Raw genomic sequence first — 20716 nt, forward strand, 5'->3', positions numbered from 1 at the left:
TCTTCACCGGCCCCCGCGGTCGGGCGTGTCGGCCCGCGTCACGGTCTCTCGACCGGTAACTTCCCGTAGGGATTTTCCGTCGGAACCCCGTCCTGCCGAAGCCGGTGACCGGGTGCCTGAGCACCCCGCCCATGCCGCACGGCACGCGGAGCGGCCCGACGCCTGCCGGGCACGGTCTCCAAAGATACCCGCCCATCTACCGGACGGGCGCAGCGGGGGGTCTGAAGGTCGACGAACCCTCAGCCTACCTCTCAACACCGGCGGAGCGCCGGACATTCCGCAGGGTGGCGCGGCAGGCCCGGCGGGGCCGGGAACGCCGCCACGGCCCCGTTTCGCGGCCCGCCGCTCAGTCTTCGTCGGGCTTCGCGTGGTCCGGCTTGCCCGGGTTCGGGTCGCGCGAAAGGTCGATCAGCGGGTGCACGCCGGCCCCCTCGGGCGCCGCGTGGCTGCCGCTCTGCTTCCGGTCTTCCTCTTCGGGCCGTCCGGCCCCTTCGGTGCTGCTCATCACACACTCCTAGCGCTCGTCCCCTGCTTCCCCTTGCGGCCGAAACCTACCCATTTCCCGATCGGGTGACGCAGAGGGATCGGATCCGCCGTTCCCCGCGTCACACCGTCGCCGAGGGGCCACGATGGGTGGACCACGTACCGGACGTTCGGGAGGAAGAAGGACATGTCGGCCGAGTTCGACCAGGTGGTCGCCGAGTTCCGGCGGTTCGAAGCGGGTATCCGGAACGCCGACGACCGGTTCGCCGGGCTGGACGCGATGCGGCGGGAACTGACCGGGCTCCGGGCGAGCGCGGCGTCCCCGGACGGGGGCGTCACCGTGGTCACCGGGCCGGGTGGCGCGGTCCTCGACGTCACGTTCACCGACGCGGCGCTGGCGAAGGGGCCGAAGGCGCTGTCCGCGGCCCTGATGGCGACGCTGCGCGAAGCCGTCGGCGAGGCGGCGCGGCGGCAGGCCGTCATCGTCCAGGAGCACGTGGGCGACGACGGGCTGGTCGAGCAGGTCCTCGAAACCCAGGCCGAGGCGTTCGGAACCAGCGTCGGGGAACTGCGGTCGAAGCTGGCGGAAGAGACCGCGCGGCGGGAGCCGCCGGCCGCCCCCGAGGACTTCTCGGAGGACCGGGTGCTGCGGAAGGCCGACGCCCCGGAGCCGCCGGCGGCCCCGCCGGCGAGCGGCGGGTCCGCGGGCGACACCTTCCTGCGCACCCTGTACGGCGAGGAGGACTGATGCCCGACGGTGCCGGTGGTTACCAGGTGCGGGTGGACGCGCTGCGCACCTATGCCGGGGTGCTCGGCGAGTACCGCGAGCAGAGCGCGAAGTTCACCGAGAAGGTCGGCCAGGCCGACGTCGGGGACAAGTCCTGGGGCGTGGTGGGCCTGTTCACCAAGCACGGGTACGACGAGACGCTGCACGAGCTGCGGGACCTGCTCGCGTCGATGGCCGACGGCCTGACCTCGGCGCAGGAGAAGTTCACCGACGCGGCGCGCGTCTACCAGGGCGCCGAAGACGATCACCAGGCCTTCTTCGGGCAGGTGGAAGTCCTGCTCGACGGCCCGAAGAAGCCATAGGGGGGCAAGGAAATGGCGGAGTTCCAGGACATCGCGAGCGGTGTCACGGTCAAGCCGGACGACCCGGACACCGTGCTCGGGGTGAACGTCGGCAACGCGGTCCAGGCAACGCCCTTCGTAGGCAGCGCAGTGACCGTCGGCAAGGACGCCGTCTCGGTGGTCAAGGCCGTCGCCGCGCCGCACCCCGACGGCGCGGACATCACGCTCGGGCTCGGCGCGATCGCCACCGACACGACGAGCTTCATCCAGTCGAGCGCGAGCACGATCACCGACATCGCCACCGACCCGCTCGGCTGGCTCGTCGGGCAGGGACTGAACTTCCTGATGAGCGCCGTCCAGCCGATCCAGGACGCGGTCCACTTCGTCAGCGGCGACGGGCCCGCGCTCGGCGTCGCCGCGGAGAACTTCGCCGCGATCGCGACCGGTCTGGACCAGCTGGCGAAGAACTTCGCCGAGGTCGCCGACTCGTCGCTGCGGCAGTGGCAGGGCGACGCGGGGGACGCGGCACGCCGGTCGCTCGGCGAGTTCGCGCACGGCATCGGCGGCGTCTCCGCGAAGTCCGGTGACATGGCGCGGATGCTGCAGCTGAGCAGCATGCTGATGACCTTCGTCGAAGACCTGATCAAGGCGATCCTGACCGAGCTGATCACCTGGCTGATCATGATCTGGGTGCCGGCGCTGGCCGCCGCGGTGCCCACCTGCGGGGCGTCGGTCGCGACGGCCGGCACGGCGTCCGAGGTCAAGCTCGGCACCACCACCGCGAAGACGACGCAGAAGGTGTCGAAGGTCCGCGAGCTGCTGCAGAAGATCCTCGCCTGGCTGCAGAAGATGAAGGCCGAGCTGGCCGCGTCGAAGCTCGGCCAGGTGTTCGCCGGCTCCGACACCGGCAAGGCGCTCGCGAAGATCACCAAGGGCAACGAAGGCCAGACGCTGCTCGAGAAGACCATGGGTGAGAACGGCATGCTCGGCAAGCGCTGGGCCAAGGCCTGGGAGAACCCGGTCAAGGACGCGGCGGGCAACATCCAGTACACGCCGACGATCCTGAAGACCGGGGCCACCGAGGTCCTGAAGAAGGGCGGCGAGGCCGCGGTCAAGGGTGTGCTCGGGTTCGACCCGGCCAACCCCGGCGACAACCCGGCCAAGACGCTCAACGACCACCTCGGCAAGCTCACCAGCCACGTCAAGAACGCCAAGAAGGCCAGCGACTACGGCGAAACGGGCCGGGATCAGCCGGACGACGAGACCCGCGCGGACCTGGACTTCTGACGATGCAGCTCGCCGGTGGCAGTACTGGAGCGGTGATCCTCGGGATCGCCCTCGTCGTGGTGGTGATCGCGGCCGTCGCCGGGCTCTGGTGGCGGTCGCGGACGAAATCCTTGGAGAACCGGAAAGAACACTGGTTCAAGGCCTTCGCGGCCGAGCGCGGAGGCACGTTCCACAGTGGCGTCCCGGGTGAGGAGAGCGCGGCGCCGACGTTCGGCGTCGTCCACCCGACCGGCCGGCCACTGACGGACTGGCCGAGGGAGACCTGGGTCGAGTTCCGCCACCGCGACCGGCCGGTGCTCGGGATCGACGACCAGGAGCCCTACCGGCACTTCGACGACCACACCTACCTGCGCGACACGCACGTCACCCAGGTGCGGGTGCCGGAGTGCCCGGAGCTGCGGATCGTGCCCGGCAAGGCGATGACCATGCCGACGCTGCCGCCGGACTCCCGGCTCGAGGGCGAACTCGCCCGCTGGCTGACGGCGAACCCGCGGTTCGCGCAACGGGACGTCGTCGTCGAACACGGCTCGGCACGTACCTGGGGCCAGGGCTGCGCGACACGGCAGAACCTCGCGGCCGAGGCCGACTACCTCGTCGACCTGGCCGAAAGCCTGCCCGCGGCGCTGTGGGTCAGCGGCGGCGGGACGTCAGGTGCGTGAGCCCGGCCGACAGCGCGAACACCAGGCCGAGGCCGACGACGTACGGTCCGGCGAGCAACGCGAACCCGGCGCCGATGTTGGCGTCGGGTTCGTCGGACGTGGCCCGGAAGCCGATCGCGCCCACCGACAGCAGGACGGCGCCCAGCGTGATCAGCAGGACGGCCACCACTGTGAGGCGCTTCGTGACAGACGTCATGTCCCCATGGTGCCCGGGGTCGGCCGCGCCCGCTGAATTCGGTGGACAGCTTCCCCAGGATGGGGTGGTGGAGTGGAACATCATCGAGGTCCCTGTCACCGACCCGGACGCCATCGCGATCATGCATGAATACATGGACGAAGTCGCTTCGCGGTACTACGGGCGGCCGGCGACCGAGGCCGAGCTCGAGAGCGCGCTGGCCGACGAGCCGGGCACGGACCTGGTCGCGCCGACCGGGGCGTTCCTGCTCGGCCGGCGGGACGGCGTGCTCGCGGGCTGCGTCGGCACCCGCGTCGTCGAGCCGGGGATCAGCGAGCTGACGAAGATGTACGTCAAGCCCGCCCACCGCGGCTCGGGTGCCGCCCCCCGGCTGGTCGCGGCCGCGGAGGACGCGGCCCGGCGGCTCGGCGCACGGCTCATGCGCCTCGACACCCGCGACGACCTCGTCGAGGCCAGGGCCCTCTACGCGCGCACCGGGTACACCGAGGTGGCGCCGTTCAACGACGACAAGTACGCCGAGCACTGGTTCGAGAAGGCCCTCAGCTGAGCCGTCCGGTGCCGGCGGCGACCTCGCCGGGCGCCGGCTTCTGCGACGGCACCTGCGCGTTCTGTCCGAAATGGACGACCTCGCCGGGGCTGCCCGCGAAGCGAGTGCCGCGGCGCCGGTCACCACCTTTCGCCGCCGGCCCGGGCGCGACGGGTTGATCGCACCGTTCTCCCTGTTCTTCTCAGCGGCTGTCAGTTAGCGGAAATGGGCACGCTGAATCACCGGTTCGTCAAGGAACCGTTGGGGTGCAATGGAAAACGTCGTCAGCCAGCGACGTCACGGTTGGTCATAATGGTGCAGCCCCGGCGCCTTAACGCCGGGGCTGCTCGTTGTTTATTCATTACGGAATCCCGGGAACTCCGGATCAGAGTTTGCTGCCGCAGTCCGAGCAGAACATCGCGCCGGCCTTGTTGGTCTCGCTGCCGCAGCCGCCGCAGCGCACCTTCAGCGCCAGCGCCGTGCCGCACGACTGGCAGAACTTGCCGCCCTCGGCCTTGAGGCCGCAGCCCGGGCAGGACACCTTCGCGCGGGTGTCGATGTCGAGGCCGGACGTCCAGTCCTTCTCGCGGGCCCGGTCCCAGATCTGGTCGCGCTGCGCCGAAGCCTGCGCGCGCGAGATCTCCTCGGCGACGCTCGGCGAGCAGCGCAGGCACTGCCCGATCTCCTCGTTCCAGCACTGGTCCTGGCACATCCAGTCGCCGCAGCCGCGGCACTGCCGGAAGCTCGGGGTGATCTCCTTGACCGCCGCGGCCAGCGCGCGGTCCTTGGCGGGCGAGTTCGTCGCGCGGTCGTAGCGCCACTGGTCGGCCGAGTTGCTCAGGTCTCGCAGCGTCCCGCCGAAGAACGAGCCGACAGTGCGAAGCACGCTTCGCCCGGTTTCCATGTTGTCGCGCTGGAACGCGGAACGGAAACCGTTCCCGCAGCGTTCACAGCGGAACTCGAACTGGTACCCCTGCGTGTTCGAGAGGTCCGAGAAGTTGTCCGTGAAGGGCACAGAGTCAGCCACAGCCCATCTTCCCCAGCCGGCCGTGCTCACGGTGACGGAAGATTTGCCGACAACGGCTCGGCTACCGGACGTCACGACGCCGCGGGGCCAGCAAAGCCAGTGGCAGCAAGGCAAGGACACCGCCGACCACCGCCACCAAACCGTAGCCACCCCCCGAAAACAGCTGTCCCGACCCCAAACCGGCCAAAGCGGACGCGGACCAGACCACCGCGTCGACGGCTCCCTGCACCCGGCTGCGCGTCTCCGGCGCGAGGTCGCGGCTCAGCTGCGCGCTGCCGCCGACGAACACCAGGTTCCAGCCGTACCCGAGGAGGAACAACGCCACGGGCAGCCCGGTCGTGTGCGCTGTCGGGGCCGCGATCGCGGTCGCCGAAGCGAGCGCCAGCAGACCGAGGCCCGCGTTGATCGTCACGCGCGGGCCCCAGCGGTCGGCGATCCGGCCGCTCAGCGGCGCCAGCGCGAACATGCCGACCAGGTGCGCGCTCAGCACCCAGCCGACGACGTCGAGGCCGTGCCCGTGGTCCTGCAGCTGCAACGGCGTCATCGTCATCACCGCGACCATCGCCAGCTGCGCGGCGACCATCGCGGCGAGAGGCTTCAGCACCGCGGGCGAGCGCACCGGCCCGCCGGCGCCGAACACCGCGGGCCGTTGCGGAAGCCGCTCCGGGACACCGCGCGGGAGGAACATCGCCGCCAACGCCGCGGCCGCCGTGGCGAACACCGCGACGGCGACCGGCCCCGACAGCGACGGCCAGCCGAACCGCGTCACGACGTTCGCCGCCGGCGCCATCAACGCCGGGCCGACGAGCGCGCCGACCGTGCCCGCCCAGACGACGGTCGAGAGCGCGCGGCCCCGGCGTTCCTCCGGGTACAGGTCCGCGGCGACGTAACGGGAGAGCTGCGCGCCGCCGTTGCCGACGCCGACCAGCAGAATCCCCAGCAGCAACGGGACCAAGGACGTCGTCAGGGCGCCGGCGAACGCGATCAGCGCACCGGCCGCCGCGACGCCGTAGCCCGCCCCCAGGACGCGGCGACGGCCCTGCGCCGGGAGCAGCAGTCCCGCGCCGAGCGCGCCGGCCGCCGTCCCGAGCACACTCGCGACGCTCGGCAGGCCGCTCCACCCCGGACCGCTGCCCGCGGCGACGATCAGCGTCGCCGCGGTGCTCAGCCCGACCGTGGCCGTGTTGAGCAGCGCCACGCCGGTGAACAGCGCCGCCATCGAGCGAGTCCGGCCGGTCGTTGTCAAAGTCCCCATGACCTGCAACTTTAGGGATTCCCGGCCGCCGTTCGAAGGGGCGGTCAACGGCAATTCGGTCGCTGCGGCCGTGGTTCGGAAGGAAGATGGGCCCCATGACCTTTCGTTCGGAAAAGCCGCTGGACGACGTCGACTGGCGGCTGCTCGAAGCGCTGCAGGCGGACGGGAGGTTGTCGTTCAAGGAACTGGGCCGGCGGATCAACCTGTCGGCGCCGGCGGTGGCCGAGCGGGTGCGCCGGCTCGAGGAGACCGGGGTGATCACGGGCTACCGCGCCGACGTCGACGCGCGGCGCGCGGGCCAGCCGCTGCAGGCGTTCGTCGAAATGCGGTGCGCGCTGAGCCGCTGCCTGCTGAAGACGTCGAAGTCCGAGGACTACCCGGAAGTCGTCGAAATCCACCGCCTCAGCGGCGACCACTGCACGATGCTGAAGGTGCGGACGGCGTCCCTGGAGCACTTCGAAGGCCTGCTGGAGCGGCTGGGCACACACGGCGAGCTGCGGTCGTCGGTGGTGCTGTCGACGCAGTACGAGGGCCGGCCGGTGCAGCCGCCGACCGACGACTTCCTCCGCGCGACGACGTCGGAAGGCTGGGTCTCCCCCTGAGCGGCGGCTGATCGCGAGGCGATTTCCTGCTACACGTGCGGTATGCCGATTTCCGCCCGGATACGCACCTTCGCCGTCACCCTCGCCGCCCTGACCGCCATCACCGTCCCCACCCCGGCCCAAGCGACGTCGCGCTCGTTCGTCGCCCTGTCCGACGTCGCGCCGTCGATCCTCCAGGACATCCGCTACGCCACCCGGCACAACTTCGTCGGCCAGCGGGTCGACGGGTACCTCGAACCCACCTGCATCCTGACCCGGCAGGCCGCCGAAGGCCTGCGTGCGGCCCAGGCGCAGCTGCGGCAACGGGGCTACACGCTCAAGGTCTACGACTGCTACCGCCCGCAGCGCGCCGTCGACCACTTCGTGCGGTGGGCGAAGGACCTCACCGACGAGAAGATGAAGGCCGAGTTCTACCCGAACGTCGCGAAGGACCGGCTCTTCGCCGACGGCTACATCGCCGAGAAGTCCGGGCACAGCCGCGGCAGCACCATGGATCTGACGCTCGTCAAGATCCCGCCGCGGCCCCAGCGGCCCTACTTCCCGGGCGAACCGCTGAGGCCGTGCTTCGCGCCGCAGGACCGGCGCTTCCCCGACAACATGGTCGACATGGGCACCGGGTACGACTGCTTCGACCCGCTGGCGCACACCGACAACCCGGCGATCACCGGCATCGAGCGGCAGAACCGCGACCTGCTCCGGACCACCCTGATCGCGGCGGGCTTCCACAACCTGCCCGAGGAGTGGTGGCACTACACCCTGGACAACGAGCCGTTCCCGGACACGTATTTCGACTTCCCGGTGAGCCGCCACGCTCTTCCGTGAACGACGAGCGCCCCCGGTCCACTGTGGACCGGGGGCGCCACGCGTCACCGCGCGCAGTCAGCGGGGTCGACGGGCACCACCGGCGGTGGTGCGTCCCCCTCCTCGGCGGCGATCCCGTCAGGAAGTACAGCCGGTAAGCGGTCCGGGAGCCACGCCCTCGAACAGGAAGTGGCCGTTCTCGTCACTGGTCCGCCGGCCGGTGACCGGGCAGTGCCGGTCGGACACCAGCACGACCTCGGTGCCGGCCGGCCCCCGCGTCATCTCGCCCCGGTCGTCGACGACTCCGATGGTGCCCTCGACGACGGCCTCGGCGCCCGGCACGGCGGCTTCCGCGCGGGCTTCGGCGTGGTTCTCGATGTCCACTTCGCTGTACCCGAAGTCGCAGGCGGCCACGACCTTGCCGCGGTCGAAGGACGCCTGCGGCACCGTCTCGGACACGTCGAACGTCCGGGTCTCCCCGGCGGCGATCGTCACGCCGCGGTTCCACTCGAGAGCACCCCAGCCGGGACCGGTGCCGTTCAGCATGTAGCCGTCACCGACGCGGTTGCACGCGGCCACGATGCCGGTCAGCGGGGTCGAGCCCGAGTTGGCCAGCGTCACGGTGAGGTGCGCCAGGTCGCCCGGCTGGTAGCTGTCCTGGGTGACCTCCAGCGACGCGGTCAAGGCGCCGTTCAACGGCGGCGCGCCGCGGACGAGCAGGTCCGGGGTGTCCGGGGCGATCCGGACGGTCTGCCACCGGACCAGCCAGCCGTCGACGACGGCACCGCCCAGGGTGTAGTCCCCCGCCGGGAGGTCGAAGGTGAACTTCCCTTCGGCGTCGCTCGTGGCCGTGTAGTTCCTGGTGCCGGTGACGTACCGCAGGGTGAGCTCGGCGCCGGCGAGCGGCTCGCCGCCGTCGAGGACACCGTTGCCGTTCCGGTCCGCGTAGAAGACGCCCGTCGCGCGGCCTGGCACCCTCGTGACCGGCACCCGGGAGTCGAACGACCCGACCCCGAAGCCGGTCCCGTCGAACACGGTGCCGCGCAGGGCCGTCGTGGTCTGCTCGGGGTCCCGGACCTGCCCGGAAACCGTCAGCTCGAACGACTGACCGGACTCGATCGTCACTCCCGGCCGGTTCTGGAACGCGCCCCAGCCGCCGTAGGGAACGAACAGGTCGATCCGGTCCGAGGCCGCTCCCGCCGGAACCGCGAACACACTGGTCGACGACGCCATCGCCGTGACGAGCACGGCGAGCAGAACCACCTCTCTTCGCCACAGCGGGCAAAAGGGGAACAGCCTTCGCGGCCGATTGGCCGGTTCCGGACACAACGGGAAAGGCCCCCGCCGGAAACCCGGCGAGGGCCTTTCTCGTGACTCAGCTTCAGCGGAAGTCGCGGCCGAAGTCGTAGTCGTCCAGCGGAACCGCGGCACCGGTGCCCGTACCGAACACGTCCGGGGTGTAGTAACCGTCGTCGTAGGACGGGATCGCGTACGCCGCGACCCGGGCCTCTTCCGTCGGCTGCACCTGGATGTTGCGGTACTTGTTGATGCCCGTACCGGCCGGGATCAGCTTACCGATGATCACGTTCTCCTTGAGGCCCACGAGCCGGTCCGAGCGGCCGTTGATGGCCGCGTCGGTCAGGACGCGCGTGGTCTCCTGGAACGACGCCGCCGACAGCCACGAGTCCGTGGTGAGCGACGCCTTCGTGATCCCCATCAGCACCGGACGGCCCGAAGCCGGCTCGCCGCCTTCGGAGACCGTCGAACGGTTGCGTGCCTCGAACTTGGTCCGCTCGGGCAGCTCGCCCGGCAGGAAGTCCGTGCCACCCGAATCGATGACCGTCACCCGGCGCAGCATCTGCCGGACGATGACCTCGATGTGCTTGTCGTGGATCGACACACCCTGGGCCCGGTACACCTTCTGGACCTCGTCGGTGAGGTGCATCTGCGCCTCACGCGGGCCCATCACGCGCAGGACCTCGTGCGGGTCCGGGGTGCCCTCGAGCAGCTGCTGCCCGACGTTGACGTGGTCACCGTCGCCCAGCGGGCCGTTCGGGGTGTTCGCGAGCCGCTGACGCTTGGACAGCTTGTCGAAGACGATCTCTTCGCCGCCGTCGTCCGGGATCAGCGTGATCTTCCAGAACCGCTCGCTCTCCTCGATGCGCACACGGCCATCGACGTCGGCGATCGGCGCCTTGCCCTTCGGGACGCGGGCCTCGAACAGCTCGGTGACACGCGGCAGACCGGTCGTGATGTCGTCACCGGCCACACCACCCTGGTGGAACGTACGCATCGTCAGCTGCGTACCCGGCTCACCGATCGACTGGGCCGCGACGATACCCACGGCCTCGCCGACGTCGACGAGCAGACCCGTCGCCATCGAGCGGCCGTAGCAGGTCGCGCAGACACCGACGGCCGACTCGCAGGTCAGGACCGAGCGGACCTTGACCTTCGAGATGCCGCTGGAGATCAGCTTGTCCAGTGCCGGGTCGCCGATGTCGTCCGCCGCGTTCAGCACGACGTTGCCCTTGGCGTCCACCGCGTCCGTCGCGAGGTTCCGCGCGTACACCGACGTCTCGACGTGCTGGTCGCGCAGCACCTTGCCGTCGCCGATGTCCTCGCCGATCGGCATCATGATGCCGCGGGTCGTGCCGCAGTCGACCTCGCGGACGATGACGTCCTGCGAGACGTCCACCAGACGCCGGGTCAGGTAACCCGAGTCGGCGGTCCGCAGCGCCGTGTCCGCCAGGCCCTTCCGGGCACCGTGCGTCGCGATGAAGTACTCCGCCACCGACAGGCCTTCACGGAAGTTGGCCTTGATCGGACGCGGGATGTACTCACCCTTCGGGTTCGACACCAGACCACGCATGCCGGCCAGCGACCGGACCTGCGTCATGTTGCCCGCCGCGCCCGACTTCACGATCATGGCGATCGGGTTGTCGTCCGGCAGCGCCGTCTCCATGATCTTGTGGACCTCTTCGGTGGCCTGCGTCCACACCTTGACGAGCTCGTTGTTGCGCTCGGTGTGCGACAGCTGACCACGCTGGTAGCGCTTCTCCACCTGGGAGGCCTTGCCCTCGTACTCGTCGAGGATGGCCTTCTTGCCCACCGGGGTGAGCACGTCCGAGATGGCGACGGTGACGCCCGAGCGAGTCGCCCAGTAGAAACCGGCGTCCTTGAGCCGGTCCAGGGTCTGCGCGACCTGCGTCATCGAGTAGCGCTCGGCGAGGTCGTTCACGATCGCGGCCTGCCGCTTCTTCGGCATCGGCTCGTTGATGAACGGGTAGTCCGCCGGCAGCAGCTCGTTGAACAGGACCCGGCCGAGCGTGGTCTCGGCGAGCCACATCTTGCCCGGCTCCCAGCCCTTCTCCGCGAGCCGCGCCTCGTCGGCCTTCGCCGGCTGACGGTCGGTGACGCGGATCTTGATCGGGGCGTGCAGGCTCAGCGCCTTGCGGTCGAAGGCCATGATGGCCTCGGCCGGCGACGAGTACGCGTTGCCCGCGCCCTCGGCGTTCTCGGTGAGGCGGGTCAGGTGGAACAGACCCGTCACCATGTCCAGCCGCGGCATGGCGAGCGGACGGCCCGACGCCGGCGACAGGATGTTGTTCGCCGACAGCATCAGGATCCGGGCCTCGGCCTGCGCCTCGGCCGACAGCGGCAGGTGCACCGCCATCTGGTCACCGTCGAAGTCCGCGTTGAACGCCTCGCAGACCAGCGGGTGCAGCTGGATGGCCTTGCCCTCGACCAGCTGCGGCTCGAAGGCCTGGATGCCGAGGCGGTGCAGGGTCGGTGCGCGGTTCAGCATCACCGGGTGACCGGTGATGACCTCTTCCAGCACGTCCCACACCTGCGGGCGCGAGCGCTCCACCATCCGCTTGGCGGACTTGATGTTCTGCGCGTGGTTCAGGTCGACCAGCCGCTTCATGACGAACGGCTTGAACAGCTCGAGCGCCATGTCCTTCGGCAGACCGCACTGGTGCAGCTTCAGCTGCGGGCCGACGATGATGACCGAACGGCCCGAGTAGTCCACGCGCTTGCCGAGCAGGTTCTGGCGGAACCGGCCCTGCTTGCCCTTGAGGAGGTCCGACAGCGACTTCAGCGGCCGGTTGCCCGGGCCGGTGACCGGACGCCCGCGGCGGCCGTTGTCGAACAGCGCGTCGACGGCCTCCTGCAGCATCCGCTTCTCGTTGTTGACGATGATCTCGGGCGCGCCGAGGTCGATCAGCCGCTTGAGGCGGTTGTTGCGGTTGATCACGCGGCGGTACAGGTCGTTCAGGTCCGACGTCGCGAACCGGCCACCGTCGAGCTGCACCATCGGGCGCAGGTCCGGCGGGATGACCGGGACGGCGTCGAGCACCATGCCGCGCGGGTCGTTGCCGGTCGCCTGGAAGGCCGCGACGACCTTGAGCCGCTTCAGCGCGCGGAGCTTCTTCTGCCCCTTGCCGTTGCGGATGGTGTCGCGCAGGTTGTCGGCCTCGGCCGCGACGTCGAACTCGGCGGCCAGCTTCTGGATGGCCTCCGCGCCCATGCCGCCGGTGAAGTATTCGCCGTAGCGGTCGACGAGCTCGCGGTAGAGCAGCTCGTCGGCGATCAGCTGACGGGTGTCGAGCTTCGTGAAGGTCGTCCAGACCTCTTCGAGGCGGTCCAGCTCGCGACCGGCGCGGTCACGCAGCTGACGCATCTCGCGCTCGCCGCCTTCCTTGACCTTGCGGCGGACGTCGGACTTGGCGCCCTCCGCCTCCAGCTCGGCCAGGTCGGCTTCCAGCTTCTGGGCGCGGGACTCGATGTCCGCGTCACGCTTGGTCTCGAGGTTCTTGCGCTCGACGCCGATCTCGTTCTCGAGGGTCGGCAGGTCGTTGTGGCGCAGCTCCGTGTTCACGCCAGTGATGACGTAAGCAGCGAAGTAGATGATCTTCTCGAGGTCCTTCGGCGCCAGGTCCAGCAGGTAGCCCAGGCGGGACGGAACACCCTTGAAGTACCAGATGTGGGTGACCGGGGCGGCCAGCTCGATGTGGCCCATCCGCTCGCGGCGCACCTTGGCGCGGGTCACCTCGACGCCGCAGCGCTCACAGATGATGCCCTTGAAGCGGACGCGCTTGTACTTGCCGCAGTAGCACTCCCAGTCCCGGGTCGGGCCGAAGATCTTCTCGCAGAAGAGGCCGTCCTTCTCGGGCTTGAGCGTGCGGTAGTTGATGGTCTCCGGCTTCTTCACCTCACCGAAGGACCACTGGCGGATGTCGTCAGCGGTGGCAAGGCCGATGCGGAGCTCATCGAAGAAATTGACGTCCAGCACGTCTTTGCATCCCCTTGGGGTTGATTCGACTAGAGGGGTTGGCGGGCGAGCTGGGACCTGTGTCCTCCTTGGGAGGCAGGTCCCAGCTCAGCTCGCGATCAGTGCACGACGTCGTCCACCGAGGGCGACTCGTTGCGGGACAGGTTGATGCCGAGGTTGGCCGCGGCGCGCTCGAGGTCCTCGTCGTCGGAGTCGCGCATCTCGATGGCCGCACCGTCGCTGGAGAGCACCTCGACGTTCAGGCACAGCGACTGGAGCTCCTTGAGGAGCACCTTGAACGACTCCGGGATGCCCGGCTCGGGGATGTTCTCCCCCTTGACGATGGCCTCGTACACCTTGACGCGGCCGACCACGTCGTCCGACTTGATCGTCAGCAGCTCCTGCAGCGTGTAGGCAGCGCCGTACGCCTGCATCGCCCAGCACTCCATCTCACCGAAGCGCTGGCCACCGAACTGCGCCTTACCACCCAGCGGCTGCTGCGTGATCATCGAGTACGGACCGGTGGAACGGGCGTGGATCTTGTCGTCGACCAGGTGGTGCAGCTTCAGGATGTACATGTAGCCGACCGCGACCGGGTACGGGTACGGCTCGCCGGAGCGGCCGTCGAACAGCGTGGCCTTGCCGTTCTCCTTGACCATGCGCTCGCCGTCACGGTTCGGCTTGGTCGCCCCGAGCAGCCCGGTGAGCTCCTCTTCCTTCGCGCCGTCGAACACCGGGGTCGCGGTGTTCGTGCCGGGCGCGACGTCGTAGAGCTCCTCGTTGAGGTTCTTCGCCCAATCCGGGTTGCCCTTGATCTCCCAGCCCTGCGAGGCCAGCCAGCCCAGGTGCAGCTCGAGGATCTGGCCGATGTTCATCCGTCGCGGCACACCGTGCGTGTTCAGGATGATGTCGACGGGCGTGCCGTCCTCCATGAACGGCATGTCCTCGGCCGGCAGGATCTTGCCGATGACGCCCTTGTTGCCGTGGCGCCCGGCGAGCTTGTCGCCCGGCTGGATCTTGCGCTTCTGGGCCACGTAGACGCGGACCAGCTCGTTGACACCCGGGGGCAGCTCGTCGTCGTCCTCGCGCGAGAACACGCGGATGCCGATGACCTTGCCGGTCTCGCCGTGCGGCACCTTCAGCGAGGTGTCGCGGACTTCGCGGGCCTTCTCACCGAAGATCGCGCGGAGCAGGCGCTCTTCCGGCGTCAGCTCGGTCTCGCCCTTCGGCGTGACCTTGCCGACGAGGATGTCGCCGTCACGGACCTCGGCACCGATGCGGATGATGCCGCGCTCGTCGAGGTCCGCGAGGACCTCTTCGGAGACGTTCGGGATGTCCCGGGTGATCTCCTCGGCGCCCAGCTTCGTGTCGCGGGCGTCGATCTCGTGCTCCTCGATGTGGATCGACGTGAGCACGTCGTCCTGCACCAGGCGCTCCGAGAGGATGATCGCGTCCTCGTAGTTGTGGCCCTCCCACGGCATGACCGCGACGAGCAGGTTCTTGCCGAGCGCCATCTCACCGTTCTCGGTGGACGGACCGTCGGCGATGACCTGACCCTGCTCGACCCGGTCACCCTCGTTGACGATCGGGCGGTGGTTGAAGCAGGTGCCGTGGTTCGAGCGGCGGAACTTGTACAGTCCGTAGCTCTTCCGCGTGCCGTCGTCGTGCATGATCGTGATCAGGTCCGCCGAGAGCTCCTCGATGACACCCGACTGCTCGGCGACGAGCACGTCACCGGCGTCGACCGCGGCACGCAGCTCCACCCCGGTGCCGACGTACGGCGCCTGGTTGCGGAGCAGCGGCACGGCCTGGCGCTGCATGTTCGCACCCATCAGGGCGCGGTTCGCGTCGTCGTGCTCGAGGAACGGGATCATCGCCGTCGCGACCGAGACCATCTGCCGCGGCGAGACGTCCATGTAGTCGATGTCGAGCGGGTCGATCAGCTCGACCTCGCCGCCCTTGCGGCGGGCCATGACCCGGTCTTCGACGTAGGTGCCGTCTTCGGTGATCGGTGCGTTGGCCTGCGCCTTGACGTACCGGTCCTCCTCGTCCGCGGTCAGGTAGTCGACCTGGTCGGTGACCCGGCCCTCGACGACCTTGCGGTACGGCGTCTCGATGAAGCCGAACGGGTTGACCCGCGCGTAGGAGCAGAGCGAGCCGATCAGGCCGATGTTCGGGCCTTCCGGCGTCTCGATCGGGCACATCCGGCCGTAGTGCGACGGGTGGACGTCCCGGACCTCCATGCCGGCGCGCTCACGGGACAGACCACCCGGGCCGAGGGCCGACAGGCGACGCTTGTGCGTCAGGCCCGACAGCGGGTTGTTCTGGTCCATGAACTGCGACAGCTGCGAGGTGCCGAAGAACTCCTTGATCGCCGCGCCGATCGGGCGGATGTTGATCAGGGTCTGCGGGGTGATCGCCTCGACGTCCTGCGTGGTCATGCGCTCACGCACGACCCGCTCGGTGCGCGACAGGCCGACCCGGATCTGGTTCTGGATCAGCTCGCCGACGGTGCGCAGGCGACGGTTGCCGAAGTGGTCGATGTCGTCGGTCTCGACCGGGATCTCGGTGCCGTTGTCGGCGTCCATCCGGTCCTCGCCGGCGTGCAGCCGGACCAGGTACTCGATGGTCGTGACGATGTCCTCTTCGGTCAGCGTCCCGGTGTCGTAGGGCGTCGACAGGCCGAGCTTCTTGTTGACCTTGTACCGGCCGACCTTGGCCAGGTCGTAGCGCTTCGCCTTGAAGAACAGGTTCTCCAGCAGGGTCTGCGCGCTCTCCTTCGTCGGCGGCTCGCCCGGGCGCAGCTTGCGGTAGATGTCGAGCAGGGCCTCGTCGGTGCCGGCCGTGTGGTCCTTCTCGAGGGTCGCCAGCAGCGTCTCCGAGAAGGAGAAGCGCTCGCGGATCGCCTCGGTGGTCCAGCCGAGCGCCTTCAGCAGCACGGTGACCGGCTGGCGGCGCTTGCGGTCGATCCGGACGCCGACGGTGTCGCGCTTGTCGACGTCGAACTCGAGCCACGCGCCGCGGCTCGGGATCACGCGGACGCTGAAGACGTCCTTGTCGGTCGTCTTGTCGACGTCCTTCGAGTAGTAGACGCCGGGCGAGCGGACCAGCTGGGACACGACGACACGCTCGGTGCCGTTGATGATGAAGGTGCCCTTGTCGGTCATCACCGGGAAGTCGCCCAGGAAGACCGTCTGGCTCTTGATCTCGCCCGTGTTGTTGTTGACGAACTCCGCCGTGACGAACAGCGGGGCCGCGTACGTCATGTCCTTGTCCTTGCACTCCTCGATCGAGGCCTTGACCTCGTCGAAGCGCGGAGCGGAGAAGGACAGGGACATCGAGCCGGAGAAGTCCTCGATCGGGGAGATCTCGTTGAGGACCTCTTCGAGGCCGCCGACCGGGTTTTCTTCACCTTCTTCGACACGGCGTTCGAACCACGCTTCGTCCCCGGTGAACCACTGGAACGACTGGATCTGGACGTCGAGCAGGTTGGGGGTGTTGAGCGGTTCGCGAATCTTTGCGAAGGAAACCCGCTTGGGCGCGCCGGGGATTCCCGTGGACTCCGAGCGAGATTCAGCCGAGGTGGTCGCAGCAGTGGCCTGGTTCGCGGGAGAGACTGCCAAGATGCGTCCTTCCGGGGACAATGAGCGGTGACGGCCGCCATAGCAACAGCTATCAGCGACTGTCAAGGGTGCCGTGTGCCCACTATCCTAACTACCGGCTCCGGGCAGCCTGAAAGAGGGCAGCGCAAAGAGGCAGTCTAGCCCGAACGGCGCGGTCTGTCCAGGGGGCGCTCCCGATGGGGCCCAGCCTGCTTCGCGACGTCTTCAGGTATGCCTCCAGGCGAGCCGGTGGTCCCTCCCGCAAGGGCTTCCGGTTTCGCCGTTCGGGAGTAAGCGTGAACCCACCGGGCGCGAGAGTCAAGATGCCACACGGGGGTCCCGCCGGTTGGCGCAGCGTGGAAGTAGGTCTGCGGAGCGTGAGCGGCCGAATATCCTCCCAGTTACCGGCGAGTAGCGCCACCACTAGGGGCTGGACCTGGGGATTTACCACGATCTTCGGGCACGCGGCTGGTGTTCCGGACCACTTCGGACGGCCCCGGGTTCCCCCATCGGCGGCGTGTCGCGGCCGTTCCGGTGAGCGGTCCGGACACGGCGCGGGCGACGTCACACCCGCACCAGGCGCCCCGCCCGCCACGGCGCCGCCGGACGCTGATGGGCGCCGCCGAGGCTCCCCGCGCGGTCCGGTGGTCTTGCTCGGAGGGCGCCGGTGCCGACGGGTCGTGGGAGGCCGCTCAGGCCCTGCTTCGGCGGGCCGGCTCGGGTCGTCCGAAGCCCGCCGTTCTCCGGGGATGAGGCGAGCGGTCGTACCGGCCCGGTCAACGGGGCCTGCCGCCGTCGGGGAAGCGGCTCGCCGGCCCGCTCGGGTGGGTCGGACCGCGCCGCACAACACCCGCTTTCCGGTCTTCGGCGAGCACGCTCGCCCGCTGTCCGGCAGGAAGCACCGGACGCCTTGCCCTCGGTCGGGCGGTTGGGCGGTCGCTCGGGCGGGTGGGCGGGTGACGGCTCGCCTGCCATCCAGAGGCAGGGCGAGCTGTCAGCCAAGTCGCGCCGGCCTGTTCGGCAGGGCCCCACGCCGCACGCCGGCCCTCCACGTGACGGCGAGCACCCCCTGCCACCACCGGGCGCTCAGTCCTACCCGCCCGCCTCTACCGCGGCTCACACACCCGGACACCAGGTCTCCGAGACCGGCCCGCGGCTCGCGGAGCCGCACGGGGCACCACACACACAAGCCCGTCGATGGAAGCCGCCGACCGTGGGGCGCTCAGTCCTGCCGGGCGAGGCCGGCCCACTCCGGCAGCGGCTCGCACGCCTCCAGCCACTGGTCCGGGATCGGCGTCCCGTCCGCGGCCAGGACGCCGCCCACGATGGCGGCCACCGTGTCGACGTCCTCGGCTACCTGGGCCGCCGTCCAGAGGGCGTCGGTGAAGTTGTCGCCGAAGCGCGCCGCGATCCACAGGGCCAGCGGGACCGTGTCGTGCGCGGCCATCTCGCGGCCGGTGCCGAGCTTGGCGGCGGCGTCGCGGGCGTCGGAGAACTTCAGGGCCAGCGTCAGCCCGTCGCGGACGCGGCCGGGCGGGACGAGCGGGATCACCCCGTCCAGCAGGTCCGCGCCGGCCAATCCGGGAGACGCCGCCCGCAGCGCGGCCGCCGCCGCGACGGCCACCGCGCCCGCCACCCCCTCGAAGTGCGAGTGCGTGACCACCGCGGACAGCTCGGCTTGGCGCAGCGCCTGCGGCAGGTTGTCGCAGAACCACGCGCCCAGCGGCGCCACGCGCATCGCGCCGCCGCTGCCCCAGGAGCCGTGGCCGTCCTGCTCGGCGACCTCCGGCCACGGCTGCCCGTCCTTGATCCGGTTCAGGCGCCACTCCGCCCCGGGACCGTAGCCGCGGCCGGGGTCGAAGTGCGCCGCGAACCCGGCGGCCAGTTCGTCCTGCTCGATGTGGCCGCGCCGGGTCAGGACGGCGAAGATCGAACACGCCATCTCGGTGTCGTCGGTCCAGTTCCACGGCGCGGCCGGCAGTCGCCGGCCGGCGACGTCCGGGTGGTCGCCGGGCAGAAGAATCTGCGCACCGAAGGCGTCACCGACGGCGAGGCCGACGAGACTGGCGTGCGCCTGCTCGAATCCCATCGGCCCACCGTAGCGGCGGGACTACCGCCCGCTGACCACCGGCGGCGCCGCGAAATCGACGAGCGGCACCGCCCGTCGCCCGGCGGCTTACTTGGTCGGCGACGGCGAAGCGGGCGGCGACGCCGGGGCCGAGGACGGCGCCTGGGTGGCCGCGGGGACCTTGGGCGCGTTGTACGTGTCCATGTCCGTGATCTTCCACTTGTCGCCCTGGAGCTGGGCGTTCAGGTGGAGCTGCGCGGTGCCCGCGGTCGTCTTCTTGGTGTCCGTGCGGGTCGAGGTCTGGTCGACGAAGACCATCACCTTCGCCAAGTCGTCGTTGAGCATGATCACCGCGGCGCGGGTGACCTTGCACGTGACGATCATCTTCTGGGCCGGCGCGAGCCGCTTCACCTCGCCCATCAGCGAGTTGTACTTGTTCCGGACGTCGTCGTTGGCGAGCAGGTCGTTCGCCGCGTCCTCGGTCTTCTTGATGTTGTTGAAGTCGTAGGAGAACAGGGACTCGGCCGCCTTCGAGACGGCGTCCTTCACCTGCGCGGTCTTCGCGACGTCCAGCAGCGCGGTGTTGCTGGTCGCGTTCGAGACCTGGACTTCCTCCGACTTGAACCAGTACGCCAGCCCGCCCAGGATCAGCGCGACGAGCACCAGCGCGCCGGCCACGAGGTACGGCTGCTGCGTCCGGGACTTCGCGGGCCCCGCCGGCTGGTCGCCGGACTCCTCGGGCACCTCTTCGACCTCGGTCGGCTTCGCGATCCCGGTGTCACGCTTCTTCCGCCGCGGCGCCGGGCGGGCCGGCTCGGCCTCGACCGGGGCGTCCGCGGGAGCCGTCTCCGGCTCACCCGTGAGCGCGTCGACCTTCGGGTCCTCGTCGGTGCCGATCGCGGCGAACACCGCGGTGTCCTCGGCGGGCGTCGGGTCGATCCGCCCGCCGGCCGCTTCGAACGGCTCCTCGGCGGGGGGCTTCGCGACGGGCCGGGGCAGCGGCCGCGGTGCCGGACGCGGGCGCGGCTTGCGCGTCTCGGCCGGCGGCGAAGCGGACGACGCAGCGGGCGCGGCGGGCGGGGTGGCCGGCGGCACGGCGGGGAGCTGACCGGTCCGCTCGGCGGGCGACTCGTCCGTCGAGGGCTTGCGCAGCCCGGCCACGCGGGGCCGGCGCACCGGCGGGGTGCTGCGGGGCGGCTGACGGCGGGAGGGGGGCACTACGAAGCTCCTTCTGAGTGACGCTCTACTGGCCGGCCGCGACGAGGGGGACGCTGTCGATGCCGGACAGCTTCCAGTCCTCGCCCACACGGGTCATCGACACTTCGAGGCGCAGCGGCTTCGCGCTGCTCTTGTCCCCCTGCGTGACGGTCGTGGCGATCGCGGCGAGGAAGCTGGCCTTGCCTTCGTGGTCGTCGAGCTCCTCGACGGCGATGTCCTGGACGTCCGTGGTGACCTTGGTCTTGGCGTCCGAGAGAGCCTTGCGGAACGTCGGCGCCGACTGGTCGATCTGCTGCGACATCGTGGCGTCCGAGACCGACTTCTGCCGGGCGAAGAAGCCGTCCAGGTCCTGGTAGTCGACCTCGGTGTAGGCCTTCAGCGCGTTGGTGCCCGCCTTGACGACGGCTTCGCGCGAGGCGGCCAGGCCGGCGTTGGAGTCGGACGCGGCCGCCCACCACTGGATCCCGAAGAGCGCGGCGGCGATCAGCGCGGCCAGGGCCAGTGCCGCGGCCCCGAGCACCAGGATCCGCGAAGAGGATTCGTTCGGCGCCACCACCGGCGACGCCCCGGATTCCTCTTCGGGTTCCGCCACCGCGACGGCGGTCCGCTCGTCCGAACTCATAACGCTCCAGGGTAGGTAACGGTCATCAAA

General features: G+C 69.9%; 17 protein-coding genes. 7 read left to right on the forward strand and 10 right to left on the reverse strand.

Annotated features, from left to right (window positions below):
- Positions 1 to 346: 346 nt before the first annotated feature.
- Entirely contained in the window at positions 347 to 505 is a 159-nt protein-coding gene (locus OG494_RS33475) for a hypothetical protein (RefSeq protein ID WP_328445543.1), read from the reverse strand.
- A 165-nt stretch (positions 506 to 670) separates the two neighbouring features.
- Between OG494_RS33475 and OG494_RS33480 the strand changes: the two genes are divergently transcribed.
- From OG494_RS33480 to OG494_RS33495, 4 genes are read left to right on the forward strand one after another with little or no spacing between them, the layout of a single operon-like run.
- Positions 671 to 1231 carry a YbaB/EbfC family nucleoid-associated protein gene (locus OG494_RS33480; protein WP_328445545.1) on the forward strand — a complete coding sequence of 187 codons (561 nt, stop codon included), beginning with the start codon at positions 671 to 673 and terminating at the stop codon, positions 1229 to 1231.
- The gene (locus OG494_RS33485; RefSeq protein WP_328445547.1) at positions 1231 to 1572 is read left to right on the forward strand and encodes an ESX-1 secretion-associated protein; all 342 of its coding nucleotides are present in this window, start codon (positions 1231 to 1233) and stop codon (positions 1570 to 1572) included. Before OG494_RS33480 ends, OG494_RS33485 begins: the two co-directional genes overlap by 1 nt.
- Before the next feature lie 12 nt (positions 1573 to 1584).
- A complete protein-coding gene (locus tag OG494_RS33490) occupies positions 1585 to 2838 on the forward strand; it encodes a hypothetical protein (protein ID WP_328445549.1) in 1254 nt (417 codons plus the stop codon).
- A gap of 2 nt (positions 2839 to 2840) precedes the next feature.
- A complete protein-coding gene (locus tag OG494_RS33495; RefSeq protein WP_328445551.1) occupies positions 2841 to 3497 on the forward strand; it encodes a hypothetical protein in 657 nt (218 codons plus the stop codon).
- On the opposite strand, the gene OG494_RS33500 is transcribed toward OG494_RS33495, so the two are convergent.
- Positions 3469 to 3693, reverse strand: coding sequence for a hypothetical protein (locus OG494_RS33500; protein ID WP_328445552.1), 225 nt, complete (start codon positions 3691 to 3693; stop codon positions 3469 to 3471). The two genes, OG494_RS33495 and OG494_RS33500, sit on opposite strands and share 29 nt — an antisense overlap.
- Before the next feature lie 67 nt (positions 3694 to 3760).
- On the opposite strand from OG494_RS33500, the gene OG494_RS33505 reads away from it, so the two are divergent.
- A complete protein-coding gene (locus OG494_RS33505) occupies positions 3761 to 4240 on the forward strand; it encodes a GNAT family N-acetyltransferase (RefSeq protein WP_442874315.1) in 480 nt (159 codons plus the stop codon).
- A gap of 364 nt (positions 4241 to 4604) precedes the next feature.
- On the opposite strand, the gene OG494_RS33510 is transcribed toward OG494_RS33505, so the two are convergent.
- Both OG494_RS33510 and OG494_RS33515 read right to left on the reverse strand, forming a co-directional pair.
- On the reverse strand, positions 4605 to 5246 hold the full coding sequence (locus OG494_RS33510) for a zinc ribbon domain-containing protein (protein WP_328445553.1): 642 nt from the start codon (positions 5244 to 5246) through the stop codon (positions 4605 to 4607).
- Between the two features lie 61 nt (positions 5247 to 5307).
- Entirely contained in the window at positions 5308 to 6501 is a 1194-nt protein-coding gene (locus tag OG494_RS33515) for an MFS transporter (protein WP_328445554.1), read from the reverse strand.
- A gap of 95 nt (positions 6502 to 6596) precedes the next feature.
- Here OG494_RS33515 and OG494_RS33520 point away from each other — a divergent pair, with 95 nt between their 5' ends.
- On the forward strand, positions 6597 to 7103 hold the full coding sequence (locus tag OG494_RS33520; RefSeq protein ID WP_328445555.1) for an Lrp/AsnC family transcriptional regulator: 507 nt from the start codon (positions 6597 to 6599) through the stop codon (positions 7101 to 7103).
- 42 nt (positions 7104 to 7145) lie between these two features.
- Positions 7146 to 7925, forward strand: coding sequence for a M15 family metallopeptidase (locus OG494_RS33525; protein WP_328445557.1), 780 nt, complete (start codon positions 7146 to 7148; stop codon positions 7923 to 7925).
- A 117-nt stretch (positions 7926 to 8042) separates the two neighbouring features.
- Here OG494_RS33525 and OG494_RS33530 read toward each other — a convergent pair whose 3' ends face one another.
- The 6 genes from OG494_RS33530 to OG494_RS33555 form a co-directional block, all read right to left on the reverse strand.
- Positions 8043 to 9167, reverse strand: coding sequence for a prealbumin-like fold domain-containing protein (locus tag OG494_RS33530; protein WP_328445559.1), 1125 nt, complete (start codon positions 9165 to 9167; stop codon positions 8043 to 8045).
- 118 nt (positions 9168 to 9285) lie between these two features.
- Positions 9286 to 13197 carry a DNA-directed RNA polymerase subunit beta' gene (locus OG494_RS33535; RefSeq protein WP_328445561.1) on the reverse strand — a complete coding sequence of 1304 codons (3912 nt, stop codon included), beginning with the start codon at positions 13195 to 13197 and terminating at the stop codon, positions 9286 to 9288.
- 98 nt (positions 13198 to 13295) lie between these two features.
- Positions 13296 to 16799 (reverse strand): DNA-directed RNA polymerase subunit beta, encoded by a 3504-nt coding sequence (gene rpoB, locus OG494_RS33540; protein ID WP_328445563.1) that lies wholly within the window; start codon positions 16797 to 16799, stop codon positions 13296 to 13298.
- Between the two features lie 1201 nt (positions 16800 to 18000).
- Positions 18001 to 18867, reverse strand: a complete 867-nt coding sequence (locus tag OG494_RS33545; protein WP_328445565.1) for an ADP-ribosylglycohydrolase family protein — start codon at positions 18865 to 18867, stop codon at positions 18001 to 18003.
- A gap of 87 nt (positions 18868 to 18954) precedes the next feature.
- Positions 18955 to 20007 (reverse strand): hypothetical protein, encoded by a 1053-nt coding sequence (locus OG494_RS33550; protein WP_328459102.1) that lies wholly within the window; start codon positions 20005 to 20007, stop codon positions 18955 to 18957.
- 82 nt (positions 20008 to 20089) lie between these two features.
- Positions 20090 to 20686: a hypothetical protein gene (locus OG494_RS33555; protein ID WP_328445566.1), complete on the reverse strand. Its 597-nt coding sequence runs from the start codon at positions 20684 to 20686 to the stop codon at positions 20090 to 20092.
- Positions 20687 to 20716 lie beyond the last annotated feature (30 nt).

The sequence above is a fragment of the Amycolatopsis sp. NBC_00438 genome (assembly GCF_036026695.1).
In the GTDB taxonomy this organism is placed as follows: Bacteria; Actinomycetota; Actinomycetes; order Mycobacteriales; family Pseudonocardiaceae; genus Amycolatopsis.